The following is a 25,791-nucleotide window of genomic DNA, read 5'->3' on the forward strand; positions in this document are numbered from 1 at the left end:
GCCCCCGGCGAATGAGTTCCTCGCAGGGTCGCAAATCGATGCCACGTGTTTCAAATCGAGACCAGAAAAAATCATGCGCTATCTATTTCAGATCAAGCAATTACCGTGTTTGGCGTGTTCAACGTCCGGACAGCAGTGATTGAGGATGTATACGATGAGTAATTCTGGAGTAACGATTTTGATACGGTACGGTTTTTACCCCGTGCTGGCTCTACTTACACTGATTTACTTGATCTATGAATTAGGCGGTCCGGTGGCACAAATTGGCAGTCACTACGGCATTTACTTAGCATTTACATTTCTCTTAATGGTATTTGTCGAAGCACGTTATGCCTTGAGTCCGCAGTGGCGAATGACCCGTAACACATTCTTCCGACGCGATTTGCCTTTTCTGATCCTGGGTGGCGCGACAGCGGCTGTAGCGAATTTTTTTGCAACGCAAGTGGTAACAGCACATGCTATTGAACGAGGAGGTTTCTTTGCCCAATTGCCGATAGTACCGGGTGTGATCCTTTGCATTCTTGTGACGGACCTGCTCTGGTATTGGTTACATCGCTGGTGTCATGAGGCCCGGGGGCCATTGGGACGATTTTTATGGCGAGTGCATGTGGTCCATCATCTCCCGACCCAGTTATATGTGCTGATGCATGCTGTTTTACATCCCATCAATGTGGTGTTTGTGCGCGCGATCCTTACGGTTCCTACTTACTTCTTGGGTTTTTCACCTGAAGTAGCTTTTGCCACGAGTGTCCTTACGGGTTTTCAGGGGGTGATATCCCATTTCAATGTGGATATTCGAGTGGGTTGGTTGAATTATTTACTCGTGGGCACCGAAGTGCACCGTTACCACCACAGCGCAGCGGCAGGGGAAGCAAAAAACTTTGCTGCGGTAGTCCCGATTTGGGATCAGCTTTTTGGAACTTTTGCGTATCGGCCAGGTGAGATGCCGGAAGCGCTCGGCGTAGCAAATCCAGATCTTTATCCTCGCGACACGCAAATCGTAACGTTATTGCTGGAGCCGTTACGTCGATCTTCATATGACACAGCACCGCCTAAACCATAATTTTTGGCGCTTCGACATCGTGCGCGCGCGACAATTTATCCCCTGCTTGGGTGATCCGAACGACATCGCGCCACTTAAGGAAGGTGTGCGACTGGCATGGCAACTGTTACAGCATGCCGAGCTTCGTTCCCGGCGTTGTGCGCGGCGCTCATGGTCACGGTGCAGGTGAGATTCGTACCGCTGCAATCACCGCCCCAGCCGTCGAAAACGAAATCGGCGGATGCCGGCGCCGCGGTCAACGTCACCGCGGTATTGTTGGCATACGACTCGCTGCAATCGCTGCCGCAGTTGATGCCCGCTGGCGCCGAGGTGACGCTGCCGGAGCCGGACTTGGTAAGCGTAGCGTATACGTCGGTGTCGGATCGGGCAACGGCGTTTCATCGGTGTTGCCGCCGCCACCACATCCGATTAACGCCAGTGTTGCACTAAATACGACTAGCTTGAGAATTGGCCGGGGGCTTTTCATGGTCACCTCGGCACGATGGCAAACTGCGGCTCGGACCCGTAATCGTTCGGTTTGACGGTGCGGTTAATGAACAAGCTCCACGCATCGTTGGCGCGGTCGAGCTTGGCATCGACCGATGCGGCGAGCGCCGGTTGCATGTTGGACGGATAACCTTCGGCGCCGCTCGCATAGCCGATCATCTCGCCGACTACGTAGCGGTGAGACGCGCCAGCGATGCGGCTCTGCTCGGTTAAGAAATCGGCCATTTGCTGGTCGCCGCACGGCAAGTCGATGAAGTTGCCGACGCTGTTCTTCCAACTCGAATAGGTCGTGGAATCGAACGTTCCCCGCGCGACTTCGCCGAAGTTTTGATACAGCACGCCCGTGGAGGCAGGGCGCACGGCGAGCTGATAGGACGCGGCCGCGATCCAGCACATGTCGAGCATGCGCTCGACTGGCGACGCCGCCTTGAACGCAAGCAACGACTTGCCGTTGTCGAAACCCATGGCCACGACTTCGCTAATTGCGGAGGTGAAGAAGTCGTCTTGCCAGGGAGCGTAGCCCTTGTTGCCGAGATACACGACGGCGCCATAGTTATCCACGCCCAGATTATTGCTACTGGGACCGGTGACCAGATTGTTTTGATACCAGGTGAAGTTGTTCTCGAGTATCTGGGTGAAATACCCTTTGAAGGAATCGCTGTCGGGGCTGAGCAGCGCCGCGTGCCCGAGGGTGCGCAGGGTCCACGCTTGGCCCCGCACTTGGTCGCTCTTGACGATCCCGAGCTCGTTCAAACGGTAACCGGGGTTGTACTGAACTACGTTGTAGTTCGCCCAGAACTGCAACTCTTCAAGATGGAAGTGATCGCCGGTGATGAGATACGGCATATACGCCATCGACGGCTGATGCGCTGAATCGTGAACCAGCGTGGAGTTGGTGCAATCGCCGCTACAGAGCGGGAACGGATGTCGGGTGTCGACCGAATTGCCGAGGATTGTGATGTCGGGATACGTTATGAGCGATATCGGTCGATCGCTGTTCTTGTCGCGGTAATGAATCGAAAAACTCGCCGCGGCGTTACTCATCGCGAGCACCGCTTGGCGCGTACGCGGATCCATGCTGATCACATAGCCCGCGGTCCATGCCGGCAGAACGCCGATATCGGGGCGACCGCCGGTCGTGGGCATGTAGGGTTGAATCATGCCGTTCGACATCGGCTCGAGCGTCTGCGAACGCGTGCTCCAGGCGGCGAGCGACGCCTCGTTGATCCGCAGTGCCGGATCGTAATTCGGCACCGCACCGGTCTTCTTCAAGTACGCCGAATCGTAGCGTGGCGCAATTTCGGTCAACGTGCTAAACACTTTGCGCCAACGCGCTTGGCGATAATGCGTCAATCCGGTTTTGGCGTAGACCGACGCACCTCGCACCGAAATGTCGACGTCGTATGTGACGTTCGAGGTGGTAAACACGCGCGGGTTCTCGATGACGGTCCAGTTGTTCTCGATCACGACATCGACGCGCTCGCCGGCGACACCGGCATAACTGCGTACGTTGAAGCGCACCGCCAGGTGCGGATCGTCGCCGATCGGACCGCTGGTTTCCCATTCGGTGACGATCGGGCCGTCGAGCCAACGGCTGACTTTGTTTTGAAACAGCGTGCGCGCCGATGCCGTCAGCGTGCGGTTGTCGGAGGTTTTGATAGTGACGATGGCATCGAAGCCGCTGTTCAATAGCTCGCTCACGTTGCGTGGCGTGCTGGTACCGAGCGGGGCCGACGGGATGAGCTCGAACGATCCGCCGGTGTTCGCCGGCACCATCGTGCTCAACACTGCGTAACGCAGCGAACCACTGCTGGTCGCTTTGTTGTCGATTTGCACCGGGATGAGTTGTCCCGCGGGTGTGCGTAATGACAGGCCCGAGGTCGCGGGCACATCGCCTTTGACGAAGACGTGGCCGAAGGTGACGCCGTTCGCGGCCGTTACCGGATCGATTTGAACTTTGATCGCCGCGGAGGTGCTGGAGTTGAAGCTTGCGATCACGCGGCGCTCGGCGTTCAGGGTGACGGTGCACGTCAAGCTTGAGCCGGCGCAAGCGCCGCTCCAGCCGTTGAACACTGAGCCCGAAGCGGCCGTTGCTGTTAACGTAACCGCGGTGTTGTTTGCATATGACGCACTGCACGCGGTACCGCAGTCGATGCCAGCCGGCGCCGAGCTTACGGTGCCGGACCCGGAACCTGATTTGGTTAGCGTCAACAGGTACGTCTCCGCGGGGGGCGGTGTTGGGTCGGATGGCGTATCGGACGACCCGCCACCCCCGCAACCCGCCGTGAACAGCACCGGACAGAAAGCGGCAATGCCAACAAAACAACGAAAAAAATTCATGATCCTCCCCCTAATCGAAAAGCGTACCTGCGGTTGTGTTTCTTTTGCGTCGTGAGCAAGGCACCGGAGCAATCCGTGTAACGGATCCCGGACGCCACCAGTCACCGAATCAGCGTGCAGCTCGTACTGACACCGAGACTCCCTGACTCCGTTTTATCTACGCTCATGGTCCACCGGCGGTGTTCTTATAGAAATAAATGTTGCCGGTCACGCTGTTGACCAAGATGAACACGTTGTAACGCTCGAGATAACGCCAACGTCCGTACGTGCCGTTGGTGACCTGCGACACAGGCGCCCCGGTAGCGCTTTTAATCGTCCAGGTTTTAGTCGCAAGATCGAGCACGTATGGCGTCCCACCCTTCCAAGCGACGAACTGATCGGCCTTGGAGTCGTAGTCGAAGCCCGGGGCATTGGCGTCGTAAATGTCGCCACCGCCCGATGTGAAAACCTGATTCTTCGCTGGATCTGGATCGACGTAATTTTTGGTGCGCGGGTAGTTCGTGTAAGCGCCGCCGCCGCTCGTGCCCCAATCGTTGGTTACCATCTTGGCGTGCGGGATGTCCCACACCATGATGTCGTTGACACCCACGACCCAGAACAAATGGCGCTTCGTGTCGACGGCACCGTGCTTGTTGCCGCTCACGGCATAACGCGGCCAGAACGGCGTATAGTTGAAGCTCGCCAACCCGGTCCAGGTGTTGGCGCTGGCATCGAAAGCCGAAAGCCCGTTCTCCGACGCCATCAACACCAAACCGCTTGTCGGATCATAACCGCTCGCCATGCCATACCACTGCGGAATGACGCTGGGATTCGCGGCGGTGGGGGCCGGATGGTTCCAGGTACGGCTCTCGACGTTGAACAGCCAAGTGACTTGAGCGCGTACACCGCTGGGGGCAAGCGCACCGCCTTGGCTGAAGAAACGATTCAGGTGCGTCATATATTGCAACCCGCCATAGGTGTGACGCGAATTCGGGTTGCCGTCGAGCAGTGGATCCATATTACGTACACAGCCGGTCAGCGAGGTATCGCTGCAAGTCACATAACTGCCCAGGGTTGGATCGGTAAGACGTTCCCATTTGCCGGTACGAAGATCGAAACTGTAGACCTCGTTGCCGTAATAGTCGGCATGGCCGCCGCCCCAGATCAGCATCTTGCGATGGACCGGATCGAATGCGCCGCCGCCCCAGGCATCGACGATCGCAGGACAGCCGACAGTGGCATGCACGCCAAAGGAAGCCGGTGCACACACATCCATCATGTGCGTGGCCGGCGCTTCGTACCAGGTATCGGGAGGCAGCTCGACCAAGTGACGCTCGAAATCGCTCAAGGTGTTATCGGGCGGTCCGGCGAAGCTTGCGATTACGTTGCGCACGGCCGTCATGTCGATGACGCAAGGCGTTACACCCGAGCAGCCGGCACCACTCCAGCCGCTGAAGGTGTGTCCGGCGACCAGCACAGGTGTTGCTGTCAGCGTGACGCGCGTTCCGCTGGAAAAGCTGGCGCTGCAATTCACGCTGCAATCGGTAATGCCGGCGGGATTACTGCTGACCGTGCCGCCGCCGGCAATAGTCACTGTCAGCGTAAACGTGGACTCCGGCCGCGGCGTGAAACTGGCGCTCACGTTACGCGCGGCGCTCAGGGTCACGGTGCACGTGAGATTCGATCCGCTGCAATCGCCGCCCCAACCGCTGAAGATGGAATCGGCCGCCGGCGCGGCAGTCAATGTAACAACAGCGCCGCTGGCATAAGATTCGCTGCAATCGCTGCCGCAGTCGATGCCGGCAGGCGCCGAGGTGACGCCACCGGAGCCGGACTTGGTGAGCGTGAGCGTATATGTCGGTGTCGGATCCGGCTTCGGATCGGGCGTAGGCGCACCCGACTCGCCGCTGCTGCCGCCACCGCATCCGGCGAGCCACAGCGATGTACTAAATAAGATTACCGTCGATTTGGGCGCGAAAGTTTTCATGATGCTCACCAAGCAACTCCCGACGGATCGGATGTCGCCATTCCCGAATCAGAGGCTGTAACGTCGAATGCGTAAGTTACTGATGGGTTGACTGACGGTGGGTTGGTCAACTCTGAGTTAGCTGCATCAGAAGTTTGACCGCCGCCTAAGAGCAGCGCTGTACTGACAGCGGCGAGTTGCCAAAGCGGTGAACCCGAGCGAACCGATGGAATAGCGACTGACGGCAGGTTGATCCATTTCGCACAAAAGACGTGGAGCGCTGCAAACAAAGTTTTTGTAATGGCGATCATGTTGCCTCCCTTTATACCTTTATGGTTGTTACTCTCAATTTCTCGCAAACCAACCACCGATGTCGCGCCATAACCGACTACCGCGATCCACTTACTGACAGTTGGTAACGATGGGCCAGCAAGAAACCCAAATGAAAATGAAGACGACAAAAAGCGACGCGCCAGCAGGAAATTATTTCGAAAACGCACAAATTTACACATTTACACAAAAGTACAACGCGACATATATATCAGAAAGATGTCGTGGTGCATCAAGCAAGTTCTCGCCACTCTAGTGAAGTAACGCGTGTCATCGGCGTCGCGCGCATACGAATCAGAAACATCGCCGCGACCTACTTTAGTGTCACGGAAGTCTCTCCGCAGGGCAGGAAAATCCTTACACGGACGGTAACGAGCCATAGCGTCACGGCTCGGGCGCTGTTCGCATTCACGATCGGATAAAGCTATTCACGCGAGGAACGCGAGTGTTTTGCGCGACGTGATTTCGCATGTCGTTCAGTCGCGCTCACCGAAAGGGGTATACCGGTCGAGTCGATATATTGAGAATTTTGGTTAACGATCGATCGGAGATCCTCGTGTCCAGCGGATGGCGAATATAAGCAGATTACCAATAATCGGTAATGCCGCCAGCGTCGTTTTGCTTGACTGAGGTTCGACCATGCTAGATTCCATCGAAGTAGTGGCTGCACTCAAGAAAATCCTCAACGAGCGTTTTGGCGTCGATCCATCCGGGCTGAACGAAGATTCGCGTCTGCAGGACGTCGGTGTCGACTCGCTTCATGTGTTGCACATCCTGCTCGACATGGAAACACTGTTCGATATCAAGCTCGATGAGCTTTCGCTGTCGACGAATCCGTCGCTCGGCGAGATTCGCGACTTGGTCTGTAACAGCGCAGCGATCGCACCGTAGATCGGATCGTTTCAATGAAACTTGCCGAGATGTCGAGGCGTCGGGACGTCGTTGTCACCGGTATCGGTGTGATATCGCCCATCGGTGTCAATGCCGACGAGGTAGTGGCGTCGTTGGTCGGTGGACGATCTGGGATTCGGTTGTGTCAGGTCCATGCATTAACGAAGGTGCATGCCGCCGGCATCGTTCCGGCGATGTTCGATGATCAATTCAGCAAACTCGAGCTGCCGTATTTGGACCGCTGCCAACAGATGGCCATCGTCGGCGCCCGCCAGGCGATCAGCGATGCCGGGTTGGAAAATTTCGCGGACGACGGCCAACGCGCCGGTGTCTTCTATGGCAATGTCAGAGGCGGGGCGACGGCGGAGCAGGGGTGGTACGAGCAACTGTTCGTCGACCACAAGCAGATGTCACGGCCGTTCACGGCAATGGCGCTGATGCATAATGCCGGCGCCGCTCATATCTCGATACGCCATCAGATTTTGGGTCCGGTGATGACCCACGCTAGTGCCTGCGCGGCATCGACCATGGCGATCGGCGAGGCGCTACGCGCTATTCGCGACGGTTATTTGGACGTGGCCGTTGCCGGCGGTGCCGAGGCGCCGCTGACGGCGTTCAATCTCGGCATGTTCGAAGGTACGCGCGCGCTGGCAATGCCGGATCCAGTGAACGTTGGTCGTAGTTGCAAACCTTTTGCCAAGAACCGGACCGGATTGGTGCTCGGCGAGGGCGCGGCGTTCGTCGTGCTCGAGTCGTTGGAGCGGGCGATCGCCCGCGGCGCTTCCATTTACGCCGTATTATCCGGCTATGGTGTTGCCTCGGATGGTTATCATATTGGCGCGCCGAAGGCCGACGGCCAAACCGCTGCGATCCAGGCGGCGCTTGCCGATGCCGGATTGCAGCCGGCGGATATTCACTATTTGAACGCACATGGGACCGCGACGCGGGGCGGTGACGAGGTCGAGGCGAGAGCGATTCGCCTAGCCTTCGGTGCCGCTGCCGATACGTTGCCGGTAAGCTCGACAAAGTCGGTTCACGGTCATTTGATCGGCGCCGCCGGCGCGTTGGAGCTCGTCATCACGATTCTGGCGCTAACGAAATCGTTCCTGCCCGCGACCGCCAATCTGGATCAAATCGATCCGGCGTGCGCGCTCAATCACATTGCCAACGTGCCTATCATCGATCATTCGATCGATCACGCCATGTCGTTCTCATGTGGTTTCGGCGGCACCAACGCGGCGCTGGTCATCTCGAAGCCACGCGATCTGCCATCGCGGTGCGCTGCTGGATCGTTTACGACGTCGTGAACCGAGATCGTTAGAAATGACTGGTTCGTTGCCATCCGAGTCACGCATGACGCCGCGTATCGTCGTCGAATTCGAGACCGGCCGGTTCAATATTTTGTGGGTATCGTTGACACACGTCGCTGGCGCGACATCGCCAACTTTTTCGTGGTCGATCATGTGCGAATTCGGCGATTTGTTGCGGACGATTGCCCGGAACCGCGGTTGTTGGCAGGGCGATACCGAACTCGTACCGATCCATTACCTGGTTCTTCGATCGACACATCCGCATTACTTCGGTCTCGGCGGCGACCTCAACTATTTTATCGATTGCATTCGCCGGCGCGACCGCGATGCGTTGTACCGTTACTCGCGACTGGCGCTCGATCTGATATACGAATGGGCAACAATGTCCGTTCGTGGCACGACTACGATCGCGCTCGTGCAAGGTCGTATGCTGGGCGGAGCGTTCGAGCTGGGGTTGGCGGCCGATTTTCTGATCGCCGAAGAACATAGCGTATTCGCCTTTCCGGAAATTCTGTTCGGTTTATTCCCTTGCAGCGGCGGCATGAGCTTGCTGGCACAGCGCGTCAGTATTCGGCAAGCGCAGCGAATGCTCGCCGATCCGTGCGTTTATACCGTTGCTGATCTCGAGCGCTTGAAATTGGTCGACGACATTTGCGCGCGTGGCGAGGGCGTCCGCGGTGTGCGTAAATTCATCGCCGCTCATGCCGCGTGTCATTCCGCACGCCTCATGCTGCAGCGCGCGCGTCACCGCATGGCGCCATTGGACTACGCCGAAATGTTGAAGGTCGTCGACGATTGGGTCACGGCGGCGATCGGATTGAACGCGGAAAGTCTGCGTGCCATGGAAATGTTGATCAAGCTGCAACGCGCGGCGGTGAACCACGCAGGTATCTCTTGCCGATAACGACAGCATGTCGGCGAGTTTAGTAAACAAGGATCGAAAGTAGGATTTTTTGCAGGCAGCTTGTGCTCGTCGATACTCTATGGCGGACATCGCTCGTTTCCATTTCGGCGATTTCGACCGTGTCGGTGTTCATTCTTCCCAACCAGTCTCGGACGTTTTAGTTAGCGCCGGTCGATTTACTACCCAAAACAATTTGTCGAAACGCCGCCGGCGACATCCCCGCCGCCTCGCGGAACACGTGCGACAGATGTGCCGCGTTGGTGAAGCCGTACTCATGGGCGATCCATGTCGGCGTTTGTCGCCCGCGTAAGATTTCGTCGGCGATACGCGGCATACGTATGGCCGCGACGAGCTTGGCGAACGATGTGCCGGCGTTGGCGAGCTGGCGTTAGCGGCGGTATTGGTGAAACATTTCCTCTCCGATCATAGAAAATCGCGCACCGGACTCTACGCAAGTGGGATGTGAGTCTTGTTCTGAGCGAGCCAGGTTTCGAACGTCTGCAGCGAGGGGTTCAGCGCCCGGTGTACGCCGTCGGTTATGTCGCCAATGCCGAGCAGACGCCCACTGCATTGCTCGGTATCCGTTGGTTAATGGATCCGCTTCCGGCGGTGTTGTTGCTATTGGCGGTGCCGCTGCTGCTCACCTATCCCCTCGGTCGCCGCGAGCACGAGCGCCTGTGCCAGCAGTTAGGACGCCGTTGACGCTTGCAGTTGATTCGGTTTGGCATAGCACGATGTCGTGCTCGTGCGGGCGTCTATCCGGTAGCAGTGCCTTTCCCTCAACGGCTTCAAGGAAATCGCAAGAGTAGGTCTACTAACGCCGCTGCGCGACTATTGAGGTTATGAAAGCTCATCGCGACGATTTCCGTCGACTTAATTAAGATTAAGCGCCCAATCACGCCGCTCAACCCTAATGGCTTATTTTCTTCAACAGCTCATTAATGGCGTCACGCTCGGCATGATCTACGGCTTAATCGCCATTGGTTACACGATGGTGTATGGCATCCTCGGCATGATCAACTTCGCGCACGGCGAGATTTATATGATCGGTGCCTTCATCGCTGTCATCGCCCTCACCGTGTTGGGGCTGGTTGGCATCACTTATGTTCCGTTGGCGCTATTAATTGTGTTGATGGTGGCGATGGCGTTTACCGCCATTTATGGCTGGACGCTGGAGCGCATCGCCTACCGGCCGCTACGCGGCGCACCGCGGCTGGCGCCGCTGATCTCCGCCATCGGCATGTCGATCTTTTTGCAAAATTACGTGCAGCTCATGCAAGGCGCGCACGCCAAACCGGTGCCGCCGGTGATCCGCGGTGGATTTACCGTCTATGAGAGCGGTGGTTTCGAGGTTGGGGTGAGTTATGTGCAGATTCTTATCTGGGTACTGACGCTCTTGCTCATGACCGCATTCGCATTCGTGATTGCGCGCACGGCGCTTGGGCGCGAACAGCGGTGTGTCGAGCAAGACCGGGTGATGGCCGAGCTTGTCGGCATCGACGTCAATCGCATCATCTCGTTGACGTTCGTGATCGGTGCCGCGCTGGCCGCGGTGGCCGGTGTGATGGTGATGCTCTATTACGGCGTGGTCGATTTCTTTATCGGCTTCCTTGCCGGTATCAAGGCGTTCACCGCTGCCGTGCTCGGTGGCATCGGTTCGATCCCCGGCGCAATTTTGGGCGGGCTCATACTGGGCCTGGTCGAGTCGTTTTGGTCGGCGTACTTTTCGATCGAGTACAAAGATATGGCGGCGTTCTCAATCCTCGTGCTCGTGTTGATCTTTCGTCCGACCGGTCTCCTCGGGCGACCAGATGTGGAGAAAGTGTAGTGCCGGCCGCACAAGCGCCCGCGTATTCCAACTGGCCGCGTCGCCTGAAGGACGCCGCGGCCGCGGCGACGATCGCGTTTTTGTTGGCGTTTCCGCTGGTCGGCTTTCGTATCGTCGACGACGTAGTGGGCCTGCGTACCGAAACGCGTTTCGCGTGGGTCGCAATCGGTGTCATCGCCGTGTTCATCGGGCGCTTAGTGATAAGTACGTTCGTCGGCGTGGGTGCACGTCCGCAACCGATCAACATGCTCGCGCGGATGGGAGCGCGCCTTAAGCCGTACCGCAAATTTTTTGTTGGGGCGGCTTTAAGTTTCGCCGTTGCGCTGCCGTTCTTGCCATTTGCCAGTCGCTATACCATCGACGTCGCCACTACCGTGCTGATCTACGTGATGCTCGGTTGGGGTCTCAACATCGTCGTCGGTCTGGCCGGTCTGCTCGATCTCGGTTACGTCGCGTTCTATGCCGTCGGCAGCTACAGTTACGCGTTGCTGGCGTTACATTTCGGGTTGTCATTCTGGTGGTGCCTGCCGCTGGCCGGGTTGTTCGCCGCCGCCGCCGGCGTAGTGCTCGGCTTTCCGGTGCTGCGCCTGCGCGGCGATTATTTGGCGATAGTCACGCTCGGTTTCGGCGAGATGGTGCACATCGCGCTGGTCAATTGGCAGACGTTGACCGGTGGTCCGAGTGGGCTTGCCGGTGTACCGCGTCCGTCGTTTTTCGGTGCGCCGTTCACGGCGGAGCCGCCGGCAGGGGTGACAGCGTTTCATCAACTCTTCGGCATTGAGTACGCCGCATCGCAGCGCGTGGTGTTTCTCTATTTCCTGATCCTGGCGTTGGCGCTGCTGACCAATGTCTTTACGCTGCGTATTCGCAAGTTGCCGGTCGGTCGTGCCTGGGAGGCACTGCGCGAAGACGAGATCGCCTGTCGCGCACTCGGCATCAGCCCGCGCAACACCAAGCTCACAGCGTTCGCCGTCGGCGCGATGTTCGGCGGTTTTGCCGGCGCGTTTTTCGCCACGCGCCAAGGATTTATCAGTCCGGAAAGTTTTACCTTCATCGAGTCGGCGACGATCCTGGCGATCGTCGTGCTCGGTGGCATGGGCAGCCAGATCGGCGTCGTGATTGCGGCGCTGTTCCTGGTCCTGGTGCCCGAGATCGGACGCGAGTTCGCGCAATTCCGCATGCTGCTATTCGGTGCGGCAATGGTGTTGATCATGGCATGGCGTCCGCGCGGGCTGCTGGCGTGGCGTGCGCCGACGCTGCGGCTGGCGCGCGCAGCGGAGCGACCGTGACGGCGCCGTTGCTCATGGTCGAGCATCTCAGCAAGCGTTTCGGCGGGCTGACCGCGGTCAATGATGTGTCGGTCGCGGCGCCGTCGACCGCGATCACCGCCATCATCGGCCCGAACGGCGCCGGCAAAACCACCGTGTTCAATTGCCTTACCGGCTTCTACCGGCCAACGTCGGGACAATTGACGCTGAACGTCGGTACGCCGTTGCGGCTCGATCAAATGCGCGACTATCGCATCGCCCGCGCCGGGGTAGCGCGCACGTTCCAGAACGTTCGCTTATTTCCGGCGATGTCGTTGTTGGAAAATCTAATCGTCGCTCAGCACAACGCACTCATGAGTGCCTCGATCTATACGATCGGCGCCTTGCTCGGCGTCGGCCGTTATCGCGAGGCTGAGCGCGCGGCGATCGAGCTCGCGCGCCACTGGTTGGAGCGCGTCGGCCTCATCGACCGCGCCGACGAAGACGCCGGCAAGCTTCCCTACGGCGATCAACGCCGGCTCGAAATCGCCCGCGCCATGTGCACGCGTCCGCGGTTGTTGTGTTTGGATGAGCCGGCCGCCGGTCTGAATCCGCACGAGTCGGCCGAGCTCGCGCGTCTGCTCGGCGAGATTCGCGATTGCGATCGCGTTGGCATTTTGCTGATCGAGCACGACATGCGCGTAGTGATGGAGATCTCCGATCACATCATCGTGCTCGATTACGGGCGCAAGATCGCGCAAGGCGATGCCGCCGCGATCCGCAGCGATCCCGCCGTCATCAAGGCGTATCTCGGCGAAGCCGAAGCGGCGGCATTGCCGCCGGATGTGGCACGCGACCTCACTGAGGACCGGCGCGCATGAGCGAGATACTGCTGCAGTTGACCAACGTCGAAGCGCACTATGGTCATATTGCCGCACTCAAGGGTGTCGATATCGACGTGCGTCGCGGCGAGATCGTAACGCTGATCGGCGCCAACGGCGCCGGCAAGTCGACGCTACTCATGACTCTCTGCGGGCGGCCACGTGCATCGAGCGGTCGTATCGTGTTCGACGGCGACGACATCACGCATCGGCCAACGTTCGAGATCGTGCGTATGGGCATTGCCCTCGCGCCCGAGGGCAGGCGTATCTTCCCGCGTTTGACGGTGCTCGAAAATCTGCAGATCGGCGCGACCACGGTCGCGGCAACGCATTTTTCCGAAGATCTCGCGCGAGTATTCGAGCTATTTCCGGTGCTCGCGCAGCGTCGTGACCAGCGCGGCGGCACGCTGTCGGGCGGTGAGCAACAGATGTTGGCGATCGCGCGCGCACTCATGGCGCGTCCGCGATTGTTGCTGCTCGATGAGCCGTCGCTCGGATTGGCGCCGTTATTGATTCAACAGATCTTCCGCGTGATCAGCGCAATCAATGCCCAAGGCACGACGGTATTGCTGGTCGAGCAAAATGCGTATCACGCGCTCAAGCTCGCGCACCGCGGCTACGTATTGGCCGCCGGCGGTGTCGCGCTCCAGGGCAGCGGTACCGAGCTCATGGCCAACCCCGACGTTCGCGCCGCTTATCTCGAAGGTGGACGGCGCGAAGCTAGGCAGGTGGGGCGATGATCTCGGCGATATCCACTGACTAGTTCCCTCTCCCGCATGGAGAGGGATAATAGTTCGAAATCCGTTAACTCGAAAAAGGAGCTTTCGTCATGAAAACACGTCTGGTTCCATTGATGGTGGGCCTACTGCTATCCGCCGCCGCTCAGGCGGACATTCATATCGGTGTCGCCGGCGCTATGACCGGACCAGCGGCGCCGCTGGGCGAGCAATTCTTTCGTGGTGCGGAAATGGCGGTGGCCGATCTGAACGCTAAAGGCGGCGTGCTTGGGCAGAAGGTCGTGATAGAGAAAGCCGACGATGCTTGCGATCCCAAGCAAGCGGTGGCGGTGGCCAATCAAATGGCAAATAAAAGAGTCGTGTTCGTCGACGGCCATCTCTGTTCCGGTGCGTCGATCCCGGCGTCGGACGTCTATAACGAAGAAGGCATTTTGCAGATATCGCCGTCGGCGACCAACCCGATGTTCACCGATCGCGGTCTCAAGTACGTATTTCGCGCGTGTGGTCGCGACGATCAGCAGGGCGCGATCGCGGGCGAGTACATCGCTAAGCATTTCAAGAACGCGAGGGTCGCAATCCTGAACGATAAGAGCGCTTATGGCAAAGGACTTGCCGATGAAACCAAGAAGGCGCTGAACAAGCTCGGCAAGCAAGAGACGCTGTACGAGGCGATCACCGCCGGCGAGAAGGATTACTCGGCACTGGTGAGCAAGCTCAAGGCGGCCAAAATCGATCTCATCTATCTCGGTGGTTATCACACTGAAGCCGGCCTGATCGTGCGGCAAGCGCGTGAACAAGGGCTCAAAGCCACTCTCATGTCGGGCGATGGGCTCATGACCGACGAGTACTGGTCGATCACCGGTCCCGCCGGTGAAGGAACGCTGATGACGTTCAGCCCCGACTTGTCGCGCAATGCAAATGCCAAACCAGTGGCCGAGAAATTTTTGAAGCAAGGTTACAAGCCAGCGGGCTTCACGCTCTATTCTTACGGCACGATCCAAGCGTGGGCGCAGGCGGTCGAAGCGGCCAAGAGCACGAAGGCTGCCGACGTCGCGCGGGTGCTGAAGAGCGGCAAAAAATTCGACACCGTGATCGGGTCGATCGGTTTCGATTCCAAGGGTGACGTTACCGCGCCGGGTTACGTCGTGTACGAGTGGAAAAACGGTAAGTACGACTACGCGAAGAAGTAACAGCAGTTTGCCCATTCACTCCCCTGTAAAGGGGGGAGTGATTAGGGGGTTTGGTTGCATCAGCGAACAATCCATTTGCTGCCGTCGCTGGATAATGCGCTAAGTCGCTATCTTGATCACTGCTCGGGGGTAAAATAATTCTTTTAAGCGGTTCGCCGCTACTTGGCTGATATGGAAAAGCGACGAATGATCCAGGAACGAAAGAGGGCGATGGCCTCGTCGACCAGGTCGTCTGAATGTGTCAGTAGATAGTAACCATAACCATCGTCCAACCACGTATTGAACGGCTGGACTAATACGCCGCTCGCCAACTCTTCCTCGAATAGCTTGGGATCGAGCAACGCCACGCCTTCGCCGCTGACGGCATACTTGGCGGCGAGGATCGCGGTGTCGAAGACCGAGCCGCGGTCGACCGTGGTTCCGTTTAACTCTGCTTGCCGCATAAAGCGTTCCCACAATCGGTAGCGCGATTGATCCTCGAATTTGACATGGATCAATTCGTTCTTGGCGATGAACTCCGCCAAATCGCCGGTTGTAAAGTTTTGCAACAGATTAGGATGACACAGCGGGGTCAGTCGTACGTTCCACAGCAAGTCGGCAATTAAATCGTTTGCCTCCGGTTTGGAATATACGATGGCGACGTCGACGTCGGTGGTCGGCATGCCAACCGCATAAACCGTGGTGACGTCGAGCAATACTTCCGGAAAGGCGTTGCGAAAGTCGCGCAGGATCGGGATGGCAAGATGATGCGCGAACGACGGTGGCATCTGCAGGCGCAGCGCGCGCCGCGCGGCGGTACCGTCTTTCATAATTTCGTTGAACGCCTGTTCGAGGCGGTCGAACGACTTATTGACGTTGGGTAACAGCGTCTTGCCGGCCTCGGTCAATTCAAGTCGTTGATGTTTGCGTTCGAACAACTTGGTGCCAAGAATTTGTTCGAGCGATAACAGATGTCGGCTGACGGCGCTTTGCGATACGCACAAACTGTTGGCGGCAGCGGTGACGCTAAGATGTTTACCGACGGCCTCGAAGGCGCGCAGCGCATTGAGGGGGAGCCATCGTCTTGCCATGGGGGTTTTTGTTTTATCCGATGCGAGTGCGTTTTAATAAGTCTAGATTCAATTCGTAGCCCATACCAGGCGAAGACGGCAGTTCTATATAGCCGTCGACGGACACGTTGAGTGGAGACGCCATCATGAAGTCGCGTCGGTTGAGGCCCCATTCGGGAGGATCGTAGGGAAATTCTAACCAAGGCGCATCGGCGACGCCGGCGGTAAGGTGGGCATTGGCCATTACCCCCATGCCATTGGTCCAAGTATGGGGTGTGAACACCAGTTGATGTTCTTGCGCCATCAGTGCGATCCGACGTAGCCCGGTAATGCCACCAACGAGCGCGGCGTCTGGTTGCACCACATCGAGACAACCATCGGCGATGAGGTCGCGAAATTCATAGAGCTCGCGCGTCATTTCGCCGCCGGCGATACGAATACCGGTGGCGTCGCATAGCCGACGCATGCCGGTACGATCCGAACGGTGCAGCGGTTCTTCCATCCAGTAAACGTCGAGGCGTTCGAGCTCGCGCGCGACGACGAGCGCATCTTTGTAGCACCAAGGCGCTTCGGTATCCCATGGCATGCGCCAGCCCTGATTGCAATCCACCATCAGCTCGATCGCGTTGCCGACGCGACGGCGAACCGCTTCGAGTGCCTTGATGTCGTCGCGCCAGTCACCACGATGAAAGCGTATTTTCATCGCCGGAAATCTCTTTTCTAAGTAAGACTCAGCGACATCTGCCATCTGTATCGGATCACGCAACGTACCCGACGACGCGTAAGCGCGTACTCGGTTCGACAGACCGCCCAGTAACTTGTAGCACGGTTGCTCGGTAATTTTTCCGGCTAAATCCCACAACGCCAAATCGAGCGGCCAACAGCGGCCATAGTGGAAGTTGATATGCGAGAGCACGCGATAGTGGTGTTCGATGTCCATCACGTCCTGGCCGACGAACAAGTGCTCGTGGCCAGCAAAACCGAGCATGAGATCGCCTGAGCCGATGCCGACCATGCCGTTGTCGGCGCGCACCTGCACAATGGTCGCGTCGAAATGCAGACGCGGCTTGGAGTCCCAACTCGCATGGAACGGCGTATCGAAGTTTACGCGATGTTGGCTAATTTCAATTTTCGTGATGACGGGCACGACAATCTCCGAGGCGACTAGCGGTACGCGGTCCAAATGGTTTTGAGATCGGTATACTTTTCGATCGCGTGCGGTGACCGATCGCGGCCGAATCCCGACTGCTTGAAACCGCCGAACGGTGTGGCAAACGAGCCTTTGTCGTAGGTATTGATCCAGACCGTTCCAGCGTGGAGGGCGTTGGCGGTGCGGTGCGCAACATTCATGTCGCGGGTCCAGACAGCGGCCGCCAATCCATAGGGACTGTCATTTGCCATCGTTAGTGCTTCGTCTTCGGTGTTGAAGTCGATCACGCACAACACCGGTCCAAAAATTTCTTCTTGCGCCACGCGCATCGAATTTTTTACATTCTCAAGAATGGTCGCCTCGACGTAGTAGCCGCCGGTTTCCTGCAGTGCGCGGGCGCCGCCCAGTGCGACGTGCGCACCTTCCTCGCGACCGATGTCGATGTAGCGCAGCACACGTTGCATGTGCTTCTCGTCGATTAGTGCGCCGATCCATGTTGTCGATTCGAACGGATGACCGAGCGTGATACCGGCGGTGACACGTTTTATTTCCTCGACCAGGGCGGCACGGATCGCCGCATGGGCAATCACACGCGTGCCGGCGTGACAGGTTTCGCCTTGGTTGTAATAAATACCCCAGGCGATACCTTCAGCAGCGGCTTTGAGGTCTGCGTCGGCCATGACGATATGTGGACTCTTGCCGCCGCATTCGAGAGCGACACGCTTTAGGTTCGATTCGCCGGCATAGCGCAGCATCAATTTTCCGACCTCGGTCGAGCCGGTGAAACTGATCATGTCGACGTCGGCATGCCGTGCCAGCGGCTCACCGGCGCGGTCGCCGAAGCCGGGGACAATGTTCAATATGCCGTCGGGAAGTCCGGCGTCTTTCGCCAGTTTGCCGAGGCGGATCGCCGATAACGGCGATTGCTCCGCCGGTTTCAGTACCACTGAGTTACCGGCGACCAACGCCGGTCCGATCTTCCAGGCGGTGATGATGAGCGGATAGTTCCACGGGACGATAGCGCCGATGACACCGAGCGGTTCGCGTTTGATCAGCGCCACATCGTTTGGACCGGTCGGTGCGACTTCGTCGAATAGCTTATCGGCGAACTCAGCGTAATAGCTCAGACAATCAGCGGCCAAGCGCACGTCGACGTCGAGCGAATTGAGCGCGGCCTTGCCGACGTCGAGCGTTTCCAGGAGCGCCAGCTCTTCGGCGTGGTCGCGAACTCGTGCGGCGAAATCGAGCAGAATTTTCTTGCGCTTACTCGGATCGAGCTTACGCCAGCGTCCGTCGTTGAAGGCCGCGCGGGCGGCGGCAACGGCGGCATCGATGTCATCGCGATCGCAGTCGGCGATATCGGCAATTTTCTGGCCATCGATCGGCGTCGCTTTGTTGAAAGTACGACCGCTACGCGCGGGAACGTAAGCACCATTGATGAAGGCGCGCCCTTCAGGACGTAATTGCGCGCGCGTCTGTTCCCAAAACGCACGCGTGTATTTCGCACGGTCGATCATTTTTTATGCCTGAGTTAACATTGTTTTGGCGAAAGTCAGTAGGTCGCCTTCTTGCACCGGACGGCGATTAGATTTGATTCCAAATATATTTTCCGGCTGCGTCATTCGCTCAGCCAGCATCTCGGCAGTAATCAAGTCGTAACCTTCGCCGGCGAGCGCTACCTTGATGCCTACGCCACGCAACAGACGCTCAAACGCGGCAGGTAGCTCGACACTGCTAGCGACGCCCATGGCGTCAGCAACGGCAGCGAAGGCACCATCGTCGTCGGCAACGTTCCAGCGCAACGTTGCCAACAATCCTAAACCGACGGCACGACCATGATGGATCGGTCGGAGCGACGCTAACGCATGTCCGATCGTGTGTGCGATCGCCGTACCGCAGTTGTCGATGCCGATGCCGGCAAGTGTCGCCGCCAGCTGCAGACCGGCGCGTGCAGTTAAATCGTTCGGCTGTTGCACCGCGGTTTGCAAATGCCGTGTAACCAACCGAATAGCCTCCCGGCAGTAAACGGTGTTGGCGGCATTGGCATTGGCGTTGGTACTGGCCTCGATCGCATGCACTAAGGCGTCGATGCCGGTCGCGGCGGTGAGCGGCGCTGGCAGTCCAAATGTGATGGTTGGATCGAGCAATACTTGCGTCGGCTTCAACTCGGCGCCCCAGAACCAGAGCTTGCGGCCGTCGGCATTGCTGAACACGGCCGTCCGCGTAATTTCGGCGCCGGTTCCTGAGGTCGAAGGGACGCAGATGGTTTTGAGCGGCGTTGTTGGGAATGGATGCGCGCAAAGCGCGTAGTGGGCAGCCGACTCTTTTGCCGGCGCAATCGCCGCGGCGGCTTTGCCGACATCGAGCGCCGAACCACCGCCGAGCGCAACGACTACGGTTGCATCGGTCGAGCGAATGACGTCGGCGGCGGTATCGACGGTCCGCACTTTAGGATCGCTTTGAAGTTGGTCGAACACCGAAACGGTGAGGCCGGCATGACGTAGCGAATGCTCGGCGATTGCGATAGTGCCGGCGGCTCGCAGTCCGGGATCGGCAACCAGCAACACATGCGCGCCGGCGCTGGTGAGTGCCGCGGCCACAGTACCTACGCGACTCAGTGCGCCTGGCGCGAGAGTGATGTTGGGAAGGCGATCGAGCGAAAACTCAGTGCTTGTATCTGTGTGCATCCAACGGAATATCGGTTAGTGAAATTTGTACGGTGCGCGGTGCCAGTCAATGGTGCGTTCCGCCACGATGTCGTAAGGATCATTAAAGCGTATTCGATGGTAGAGGCGCTATCGCCGGGCAACAAACTCAATATTCAGATTGAGCGATCTAATAAAGGCATTGGCGATCGAATCAAATTATTGGATGACGCCATCTAATAATTATGCTGGATCAACCACCTGTCGTCTCCCAACATTCCCCGCGTTGGTAAAACATCCGAACAGAAGTAACAGGCTCTTGCAACAAGCTCGTAAAACTTAACCAATAGCGAGGAGAAGAGTAATGCAAAAGAAGCTAGTAGCGGCCGCCGTTGGCGCGGCACTCGTAGCGACGGCACCGGTGGCTGGCGCTATGGAGGCGAAGCTGTCGGGGCAGCTCAACCGAGCAATGATGTGGGCGGATGACGGCACGCAGTCCAACAGCTTTTTTGTTGATAGCACTACGTATCACAGTTTCGTCGACCTCTCGGCTAGCCATGAAGTCTCACCGGCGCTTACGGTTGGATTGAAATATAACTTGGGCTTGTTTCAAAACGAATCGGACGGTGTGTCGCAGGGCAGTCGATCCACCGCCGACGTCGCTAAGACGCGTTATGCCGATACGTACCTGAAGGGCGCGTTCGGTAAGGTCAGCCTGGGTCACGGCGACAGCGCTTCGGCCTATTTCACCGAGTACGATTTCACCGATAGCTGGTTGGCGATCTATTCGTCGGCGACCGATTTCGGCGGCAGCCTGAAATTCCGCGACAGCACCGGCGCGTTGTCCAGCGTTACGCCGTATGGTGTCGTGTGGGAGTTGGGCGGCGTTTATCGCACCGATCGGATCAAGTACGACGCGCCGGCACTTGGCCCGGTGAACCTGTCGATTTCTCGGGGCAACAGCGGCAACAGTCCATATACCGATATCGGTGCCAATGCAAAATTCGAATTTGGCGGCCATAAACTGCAAGCCTACCTCGGTCATGCCATCGTCGATCTCGAGACCGCGGCAGGTAATTCCAAAAATACGTTTGGCTCGGTGTCCTATTTGACACCCGTTGGTGTCAGCCTGACGGTCGCCGCGTCGACGTTGAAATACGATGACAATAGCTACGATGCCAGTTGGCAGTATGTGAAACTCGGTTATGACGCCGGCAAGCATCACATCGCCGTGGATATGTCCGAAGGCGAAGACCAGCTCGGTGAGGCGGCGGCAGTCAAAGGAACTAGGGGCAAAGAGAACGGCGTGGGTTACGTCTACGACCTCGATAAAGGGATCAAGACCTACGTCAGTTACAAGATATTTAAAGTCGATAATCATCCGACGATGACGTTTGATGACCTGAATATCGTTACCGCCGGTATGTATTTAGTGTTCTAAGAGTGACGCTTGTGTAGCGTCGGTTAGCTTGCTTTTTTTATCCCTCCCTCGCACTTTTGCGAGGGAGGGAATGGAATAACGTCGTGGTTTACGCGTTCCAATCCAACACAACCTTGCCGCTGTTCCCCGAAAGCATAGTCGCAAACGCCGTTTGATACTGACCCACCGGAAAATGGTGGGTGATGATCGGCGATAGATCGAGCCCGCTTTGTAACATCGCCACCATCTTGTACCAGGTCTCAAACATCTCGCGACCGTAGATGCCTTTGATTTCGAGGCCTTTGAAGATCACCTGATTCCAATCAATGGCGGTGTTCGCCGGTGGAATGCCGAGCAGCGCCACTTTGCCGCCGTGATTCATGTGTTCCAGCATCGTCGTAAACGCGCTCGGTACGCCGGACATCTCTAGGCCGACATCAAATCCTTCGGTGATGTGAAGCTCTTGCATGACGTTGGGCAGATTGTCGCGTGTGACGTTGACGGCGCGGGTGGCGCCCATGCGCTGCGCGAGATCCAGGCGATAGTCGTTGACATCGGTGATAACGACATGACGCGCGCCGACGTGGCGGGCGATGGCGACGGCCATGATGCCGATCGGGCCGGCGCCGGTGATCAACACGTCTTCACCGACGAGATTGAACGAAAGCGCGGTGTGAGTGGCGTTGCCGAACGGATCGAAGATCGCCGCGAGGTCGTCGGGAATATCGTCTGGCAACTTGAAGGCATTGAATGCCGGTATCGCTAAATATTCGGCGAAGGCGCCGGCACGATTGACGCCGACCCCGACGGTGTTGCGACACAAGTGCCGGCGACCGGCGCGACAGTTGCGGCAGTAGCCGCAAGTGATGTGGCCTTCGCCCGATACTCGATCGCCAACTTTGAGGCCGCGCACTTCCTGGCCGACTTCGGCGATTTCACCGACATATTCATGGCCGACGTGCATCGGCACGGGAATGGTTTTCTGCGCCCAGTCGTCCCATTTCCAGATATGAATATCGGTACCGCAGATCGCCGTTTTCTTGATTTTGATGAGTACGTCGTTGTGGCCGACTTCCGGGTAGGCGACCTGGGTGAGTGTAAGCCCGGGGCCATGTGCGAGCTTGGCGAGTGCTTTCATGGGGAGTCTCTTTACCGCATCGGCGGCGAAAAAAAGTTGCGTTAAATCACGCCGAGCGTGCGGCCGACGTTGGCGAAGGTGGTGACGGCATGTTCGATATGTTCCGGCTGATGGGCCGCGCTCATTTGCACACGAATGCGCGCTTTTCCTTTCGGCACGACCGGGTAGGAAAAACCGATGACGTAGATGCCTTCTTGCAACAGGCGATCGGCCATGTCGGTTGCCAACGACGCATCACCGAGCATTACCGGAATGATGGGATGGCGGCCAGGCACCAGTTGAAAGCCGAGGTGCGTCATCTCTCGACGAAAGATTTCGCTGTTCTCGTGCAGGCGCCGACGTAACACGGCGCCTTCATCGGCGGCGAGGAGTTGTAGTGCCGTGAGCGATGCGGCGGCGACGCTTGGCGCGAGTGTGTTCGAGAACAGATAGGGGCGCGAACGTTGGCGCAACAGCTCGACGATCTCGCCGCGGCCAGCGACGTAACCGCCGGAGGCACCGCCGAGCGCCTTGCCGAGTGTACCGGTAATGATATCGATGCGACCTTCAACGCCGCATAGTTCCGGCGTGCCATGGCCGTGTTCGCCGATGAAGCCGACGGCATGCGAGTCGTCGACCATGACGAGCGCGTGGTAGCGATCGGCTAAATCGCAGATCGATTTTAAGTCGGCGATGATGCCGTCCATAGAAAAAACACCGTCGGTGGCGATGAGCTTGAAGCGCGCACCGGCGGCGTCGGCGTCCTTGAGTCTGGTTTCGAGGTCGGCCATGTCGTTATTGCGGTAGCGAAAGCGCTTCGCTTTGCATAGCCGCACGCCGTCGATGATGCTTGCATGATTGAGCTCGTCACTGATGACGGCATCGTCCTCGCCGAGCAGGGTCTCGAACAGACCGCCGTTAGCGTCGAAACAACTCGAGTACAGAATGCAACTGTCGACGCGTAAGAATTCGGCAAGCGCCGCTTCAAGCTGTTGGTGCACGGGCTGCGTGCCGCAGATGAAGCGCACCGACGCCATCCCGAAACCATTTTGATCGAGACTTTCTTTAGCGGCGGCGATAAGGCGCGAATCGTTTGCCAAACCGAGATAATTGTTGGCGCAGAAATTGAGAACGGGTGCCGTGTGGGCGAGGGCGATTCGCGCGGATTGCGGACTTCGAATCGTGTGTTCAACTTTATAGAAGCCATCGGCTTTGATCTGCGCGAGGCTATCGCGCAGATGCGAGAGGTAGGCGTTATGCATGAACCGATCCTGATGCGTGAGCAATATGGGCGTTGATGAATGATTTAACGTGGGCGACGTCCGCCGGCATGACGGTGAACCGTTGCGGCTGATTTTCGATCCCGGCGAAACCTTTGGGACGAACCGGCTTGCGCCCTAGTGCCTGCTCGATGGTTGCCTCGAACTTTGCCGGTTGCGCCGTTTCCAGACAGATCATCCGCACATCAATCTCGCGATAGTCGAGCGCGACCTTGAGCCCGTCGGCGGTGTGCGGATCTATCTCGATGCTGTAACGGTTCCACGCGTGGCGAATGGTATCGAGCCGGTTAGTGTGCGTGCTCTTGCCGGAAACGAAACCGAACTGCTCGACGCGCTGGAAGTGGTGCGTACCGGAAAGATCGAAGGCGCCGCCGTTCTCTAAGCTCGACCACAGCTGCCGTACTATCGTCGGCTCGCGTTCGGTTAAATCGAACACGAACCGCTCGAAGTTGGATGCGCGCGAGATATCCATGGATGGGCTGGAGGTAGTGTAAGTTTCGGCACTCCGGCGCGGCCGGTAGACGCCGTGACGAAAAAATTCATGGAGCACATCGTTTTCGTTGGTGGCAACGACAAGACGTTTGATCGGTAAGCCCATGCAGCGGGCGATATGACCGGCGCAGATGTTGCCGAAGTTGCCGCTGGGAACGGCAAATGATACTTGCTCGTCGTTGTGGCGGGTAAGCGCGAGATAGCCTCGGAAGTAATACACCACTTGCGCCAGCAAGCGCGCCCAATTGATCGAGTTGATCGTGCCGATGCGGTGTGTTTGTTTGAAATCGTCGTCGTGCGACACCGCTTTCACGAGGTCCTGGCAGTCGTCGAAGGTGCCGTCGATGGCGATGTTGAAAATATTGCGATCAGTCAGGCTGTACATCTGCGCCCGCTGGAACGGGCTCATGCGCTCTTGCGGCGACAACATGAACACTCGCACGCCGGCCTTGCCGCGCATGGCGTACTCGGCGGCGGAACCGGTATCGCCGGAAGTTGCACCGAGGATATTGATTTCATCACCGGTCTTGGCGAGCGCGTAGGTGAACAGGTTGCCGAGCAGCTGCATCGCGATGTCTTTGAACGCGAGCGTCGGGCCGTTCGACAGGTGCAGCAGATGCAGACCGGGTTCGAGCGTTGTTACCGGCGTGATCTCGTGACTGGCGAAACACTCGGTACTATAAGTTGCAGCGATTAAGGTTTGGAGATCGCGCGGCGGGATATCGTCGATGAACTTGCCGATGACGGCAAACGCGAGATCGGCGTAGCTCACGTGGCGCCACGCCGAAAGCTCATCCGGCGTTACGCGGGGATAGGTCATCGGCAGGTAGAGGCCGCCATCCGGTGCGAGACCTTCGAGCAGGATATCGGTGAAAGTCTTTATCGGGCTGCCGCCGCGCGTGCTGATGTACTTCATGGGATTGTCACCTTGTTAGAAGCCATCTTGCTCTGTTGAAACCTCGCCTCAACTTTCCCCTATCCCTCAAAGGGGGAGGGGGCGTGCTCGTGACGTTTTCAACAGCGCAAAGCCATCTCTATTCCCTCCCCTGCGTTTTTGCGGGGGAGGGTTAGGTTGGGGGGAATACATCGGAAGTTACTCGTGAGATAGGTTCTAGTGATATCGCCGCCGTTGTTTTGCGTGGACCAAAAAAGACAATCCACATCGCCAGGTCCGGACTGTGTCGGACGAAACAATGCGGCATCGATGCCGGAACGAATATCAAGTCGCCGGCCGCGACCGGGCGTATATCGCCGTGCAGTTCGAGCACGCCGTCGCCGGCGACAATCACGTATATCTCATCGCGATCGTGCGGCATCTGGTTGTCGACCGATCGCGGTTCCCAGTATTCGACGAGGCAGTCGTTGCTGTGCAATGCGACCAACCACTCCGACGGCGCGTTGTTGGCAACGCGCGCCGCCCATTCGCTTTTCCTGCCTACGTAAGCTCGATGCCGACCGTTTTCGTTCATCATGTGTTTGTCCTATG

The 25,791-nt window shown here is 57.9% G+C and carries 25 protein-coding genes; 12 read left to right on the forward strand and 13 right to left on the reverse strand.

The window, feature by feature from the left end:
- The first annotated feature begins 154 nt into the window (after window positions 1-154).
- Window positions 155-1,063 carry a sterol desaturase family protein gene (locus HY308_17265; GenBank protein MBI3900020.1) on the forward strand — a complete coding sequence of 303 codons (909 nt, stop codon included), beginning with the start codon at window positions 155-157 and terminating at the stop codon, window positions 1,061-1,063.
- Window positions 1,064-1,137: 74 nt separating this feature from the next.
- Here the strand turns inward: HY308_17265 and HY308_17270 are convergent, their stop codons facing one another.
- Together HY308_17270 and HY308_17275 are read right to left on the reverse strand one after the other, a co-directional pair.
- Window positions 1,138-1,356: a hypothetical protein gene (locus tag HY308_17270; GenBank protein MBI3900021.1), complete on the reverse strand. Its 219-nt coding sequence runs from the start codon at window positions 1,354-1,356 to the stop codon at window positions 1,138-1,140.
- Between the two features lie 175 nt (window positions 1,357-1,531).
- Window positions 1,532-3,547 (reverse strand): hypothetical protein, encoded by a 2,016-nt coding sequence (locus HY308_17275; protein ID MBI3900022.1) that lies wholly within the window; start codon window positions 3,545-3,547, stop codon window positions 1,532-1,534.
- Here HY308_17275 and HY308_17280 point away from each other — a divergent pair.
- Window positions 3,531-3,944, forward strand: coding sequence for a hypothetical protein (locus HY308_17280; protein ID MBI3900023.1), 414 nt, complete (start codon window positions 3,531-3,533; stop codon window positions 3,942-3,944). The genes HY308_17275 and HY308_17280 overlap by 17 nt on opposite strands.
- Window positions 3,945-4,052: 108 nt before the next feature.
- On the opposite strand, the gene HY308_17285 is transcribed toward HY308_17280, so the two are convergent.
- Together HY308_17285 and HY308_17290 are read right to left on the reverse strand one after the other, a co-directional pair.
- The gene (locus HY308_17285; GenBank protein MBI3900024.1) at window positions 4,053-5,855 is read right to left on the reverse strand and encodes a hypothetical protein; all 1,803 of its coding nucleotides are present in this window, start codon (window positions 5,853-5,855) and stop codon (window positions 4,053-4,055) included.
- 5 nt (window positions 5,856-5,860) lie between these two features.
- On the reverse strand, window positions 5,861-6,334 hold the full coding sequence (locus HY308_17290; GenBank protein ID MBI3900025.1) for a hypothetical protein: 474 nt from the start codon (window positions 6,332-6,334) through the stop codon (window positions 5,861-5,863).
- A gap of 469 nt (window positions 6,335-6,803) precedes the next feature.
- Between HY308_17290 and HY308_17295 the strand changes: the two genes are divergently transcribed.
- Genes HY308_17295 through HY308_17305 form a run of 3 tightly spaced genes read left to right on the forward strand, consistent with a single transcriptional unit; the run spans window position 6,804 to window position 9,269 of the window.
- The gene (locus tag HY308_17295) at window positions 6,804-7,055 is read left to right on the forward strand and encodes an acyl carrier protein (protein ID MBI3900026.1); all 252 of its coding nucleotides are present in this window, start codon (window positions 6,804-6,806) and stop codon (window positions 7,053-7,055) included.
- Window positions 7,056-7,069: 14 nt separating this feature from the next.
- Window positions 7,070-8,362, forward strand: a complete 1,293-nt coding sequence (locus tag HY308_17300) for a beta-ketoacyl-[acyl-carrier-protein] synthase family protein (GenBank protein ID MBI3900027.1) — start codon at window positions 7,070-7,072, stop codon at window positions 8,360-8,362.
- A 46-nt stretch (window positions 8,363-8,408) separates the two neighbouring features.
- Entirely contained in the window at window positions 8,409-9,269 is an 861-nt protein-coding gene (locus HY308_17305; GenBank protein MBI3900028.1) for an enoyl-CoA hydratase/isomerase family protein, read from the forward strand.
- Between the two features lie 157 nt (window positions 9,270-9,426).
- On the opposite strand, the gene HY308_17310 is transcribed toward HY308_17305, so the two are convergent.
- Window positions 9,427-9,603 carry a helix-turn-helix domain-containing protein gene (locus tag HY308_17310; GenBank protein MBI3900029.1) on the reverse strand — a complete coding sequence of 59 codons (177 nt, stop codon included), beginning with the start codon at window positions 9,601-9,603 and terminating at the stop codon, window positions 9,427-9,429.
- Between the two features lie 128 nt (window positions 9,604-9,731).
- On the opposite strand from HY308_17310, the gene HY308_17315 reads away from it, so the two are divergent.
- The 6 genes from HY308_17315 to HY308_17340 all read left to right on the forward strand — a co-directional run bounded on the left by HY308_17315 (window position 9,732) and on the right by HY308_17340 (window position 15,152).
- Complete coding sequence (locus HY308_17315; protein ID MBI3900030.1) at window positions 9,732-9,971, forward strand: hypothetical protein; 240 nt, start codon at window positions 9,732-9,734, stop codon at window positions 9,969-9,971.
- 211 nt (window positions 9,972-10,182) lie between these two features.
- Window positions 10,183-11,097 (forward strand): branched-chain amino acid ABC transporter permease LivH, encoded by a 915-nt coding sequence (locus HY308_17320; GenBank protein MBI3900031.1) that lies wholly within the window; start codon window positions 10,183-10,185, stop codon window positions 11,095-11,097.
- Complete coding sequence (gene livM / locus HY308_17325; GenBank protein MBI3900032.1) at window positions 11,097-12,386, forward strand: high-affinity branched-chain amino acid ABC transporter permease LivM; 1,290 nt, start codon at window positions 11,097-11,099, stop codon at window positions 12,384-12,386. Before HY308_17320 ends, livM begins: the two co-directional genes overlap by 1 nt.
- The gene (locus HY308_17330; GenBank protein MBI3900033.1) at window positions 12,383-13,225 is read left to right on the forward strand and encodes an ABC transporter ATP-binding protein; all 843 of its coding nucleotides are present in this window, start codon (window positions 12,383-12,385) and stop codon (window positions 13,223-13,225) included. Before livM ends, HY308_17330 begins: the two co-directional genes overlap by 4 nt.
- Window positions 13,222-13,965 carry an ABC transporter ATP-binding protein gene (locus HY308_17335; GenBank protein MBI3900034.1) on the forward strand — a complete coding sequence of 248 codons (744 nt, stop codon included), beginning with the start codon at window positions 13,222-13,224 and terminating at the stop codon, window positions 13,963-13,965. Before HY308_17330 ends, HY308_17335 begins: the two co-directional genes overlap by 4 nt.
- 89 nt (window positions 13,966-14,054) lie before the next feature.
- On the forward strand, window positions 14,055-15,152 hold the full coding sequence (locus tag HY308_17340; protein MBI3900035.1) for a branched-chain amino acid ABC transporter substrate-binding protein: 1,098 nt from the start codon (window positions 14,055-14,057) through the stop codon (window positions 15,150-15,152).
- Between the two features lie 158 nt (window positions 15,153-15,310).
- On the opposite strand, the gene HY308_17345 is transcribed toward HY308_17340, so the two are convergent.
- The 4 genes from HY308_17345 to HY308_17360 are packed head-to-tail and all read right to left on the reverse strand — an operon-like array spanning window position 15,311 to window position 20,038.
- Window positions 15,311-16,222, reverse strand: coding sequence for a LysR family transcriptional regulator (locus HY308_17345; GenBank protein ID MBI3900036.1), 912 nt, complete (start codon window positions 16,220-16,222; stop codon window positions 15,311-15,313).
- A 13-nt stretch (window positions 16,223-16,235) separates the two neighbouring features.
- Window positions 16,236-17,348: a mandelate racemase/muconate lactonizing enzyme family protein gene (locus tag HY308_17350; GenBank protein ID MBI3900037.1), complete on the reverse strand. Its 1,113-nt coding sequence runs from the start codon at window positions 17,346-17,348 to the stop codon at window positions 16,236-16,238.
- A 17-nt stretch (window positions 17,349-17,365) separates the two neighbouring features.
- The gene (locus tag HY308_17355) at window positions 17,366-18,868 is read right to left on the reverse strand and encodes an aldehyde dehydrogenase (GenBank protein ID MBI3900038.1); all 1,503 of its coding nucleotides are present in this window, start codon (window positions 18,866-18,868) and stop codon (window positions 17,366-17,368) included.
- A 3-nt stretch (window positions 18,869-18,871) separates the two neighbouring features.
- Window positions 18,872-20,038, reverse strand: coding sequence for an iron-containing alcohol dehydrogenase (locus HY308_17360; GenBank protein ID MBI3900039.1), 1,167 nt, complete (start codon window positions 20,036-20,038; stop codon window positions 18,872-18,874).
- A 322-nt stretch (window positions 20,039-20,360) separates the two neighbouring features.
- Between HY308_17360 and HY308_17365 the strand changes: the two genes are divergently transcribed.
- Window positions 20,361-21,437: a porin gene (locus tag HY308_17365; protein ID MBI3900040.1), complete on the forward strand. Its 1,077-nt coding sequence runs from the start codon at window positions 20,361-20,363 to the stop codon at window positions 21,435-21,437.
- Window positions 21,438-21,525: 88 nt separating this feature from the next.
- Here HY308_17365 and tdh read toward each other — a convergent pair whose 3' ends face one another.
- The 4 genes from tdh to HY308_17385 all read right to left on the reverse strand — a co-directional run bounded on the left by tdh (window position 21,526) and on the right by HY308_17385 (window position 25,777).
- On the reverse strand, window positions 21,526-22,554 hold the full coding sequence (gene tdh / locus HY308_17370) for an L-threonine 3-dehydrogenase (GenBank protein MBI3900041.1): 1,029 nt from the start codon (window positions 22,552-22,554) through the stop codon (window positions 21,526-21,528).
- A 41-nt stretch (window positions 22,555-22,595) separates the two neighbouring features.
- Window positions 22,596-23,795, reverse strand: a complete 1,200-nt coding sequence (locus tag HY308_17375; GenBank protein ID MBI3900042.1) for a glycine C-acetyltransferase — start codon at window positions 23,793-23,795, stop codon at window positions 22,596-22,598.
- Window positions 23,788-25,221, reverse strand: coding sequence for a threonine synthase (locus tag HY308_17380; GenBank protein ID MBI3900043.1), 1,434 nt, complete (start codon window positions 25,219-25,221; stop codon window positions 23,788-23,790). The genes HY308_17375 and HY308_17380 overlap by 8 nt, the downstream gene beginning before the upstream one ends.
- Before the next feature lie 151 nt (window positions 25,222-25,372).
- Window positions 25,373-25,777, reverse strand: coding sequence for a cupin domain-containing protein (locus tag HY308_17385; protein MBI3900044.1), 405 nt, complete (start codon window positions 25,775-25,777; stop codon window positions 25,373-25,375).
- Between the last annotated feature and the right edge of the window lie 14 nt (window positions 25,778-25,791).

The sequence above is a fragment of the Gammaproteobacteria bacterium genome, assembly GCA_016199745.1.
Taxonomy (GTDB): Bacteria; Pseudomonadota; Gammaproteobacteria; order Acidiferrobacterales; family Sulfurifustaceae; genus JACQFZ01.

Coding starts and splice junctions, on each gene's coding strand:
- HY308_17265 (MBI3900020.1), top strand. CDS start 155: ATGAGTAATTCTGGAGTAACGATTTTGATACGGTACGGTTTTTACCCC.
- HY308_17285 (MBI3900024.1), bottom strand. CDS start 5,855: ATGAAAACTTTCGCGCCCAAATCGACGGTAATCTTATTTAGTACATCG.
- HY308_17295 (MBI3900026.1), top strand. CDS start 6,804: ATGCTAGATTCCATCGAAGTAGTGGCTGCACTCAAGAAAATCCTCAAC.
- HY308_17300 (MBI3900027.1), top strand. CDS start 7,070: ATGAAACTTGCCGAGATGTCGAGGCGTCGGGACGTCGTTGTCACCGGT.
- HY308_17305 (MBI3900028.1), top strand. CDS start 8,409: ATGACGCCGCGTATCGTCGTCGAATTCGAGACCGGCCGGTTCAATATT.
- HY308_17310 (MBI3900029.1), bottom strand. CDS start 9,603: ATGCCGCGTATCGCCGACGAAATCTTACGCGGGCGACAAACGCCGACA.
- HY308_17320 (MBI3900031.1), top strand. CDS start 10,183: ATGGCTTATTTTCTTCAACAGCTCATTAATGGCGTCACGCTCGGCATG.
- HY308_17335 (MBI3900034.1), top strand. CDS start 13,222: ATGAGCGAGATACTGCTGCAGTTGACCAACGTCGAAGCGCACTATGGT.
- HY308_17340 (MBI3900035.1), top strand. CDS start 14,055: ATGAAAACACGTCTGGTTCCATTGATGGTGGGCCTACTGCTATCCGCC.
- HY308_17345 (MBI3900036.1), bottom strand. CDS start 16,222: ATGGCAAGACGATGGCTCCCCCTCAATGCGCTGCGCGCCTTCGAGGCC.
- HY308_17355 (MBI3900038.1), bottom strand. CDS start 18,868: ATGATCGACCGTGCGAAATACACGCGTGCGTTTTGGGAACAGACGCGC.
- HY308_17360 (MBI3900039.1), bottom strand. CDS start 20,038: ATGCACACAGATACAAGCACTGAGTTTTCGCTCGATCGCCTTCCCAAC.
- HY308_17365 (MBI3900040.1), top strand. CDS start 20,361: ATGCAAAAGAAGCTAGTAGCGGCCGCCGTTGGCGCGGCACTCGTAGCG.
- tdh (MBI3900041.1), bottom strand. CDS start 22,554: ATGAAAGCACTCGCCAAGCTCGCACATGGCCCCGGGCTTACACTCACC.
- HY308_17375 (MBI3900042.1), bottom strand. CDS start 23,795: ATGCATAACGCCTACCTCTCGCATCTGCGCGATAGCCTCGCGCAGATC.
- HY308_17380 (MBI3900043.1), bottom strand. CDS start 25,221: ATGAAGTACATCAGCACGCGCGGCGGCAGCCCGATAAAGACTTTCACC.
- HY308_17385 (MBI3900044.1), bottom strand. CDS start 25,777: ATGATGAACGAAAACGGTCGGCATCGAGCTTACGTAGGCAGGAAAAGC.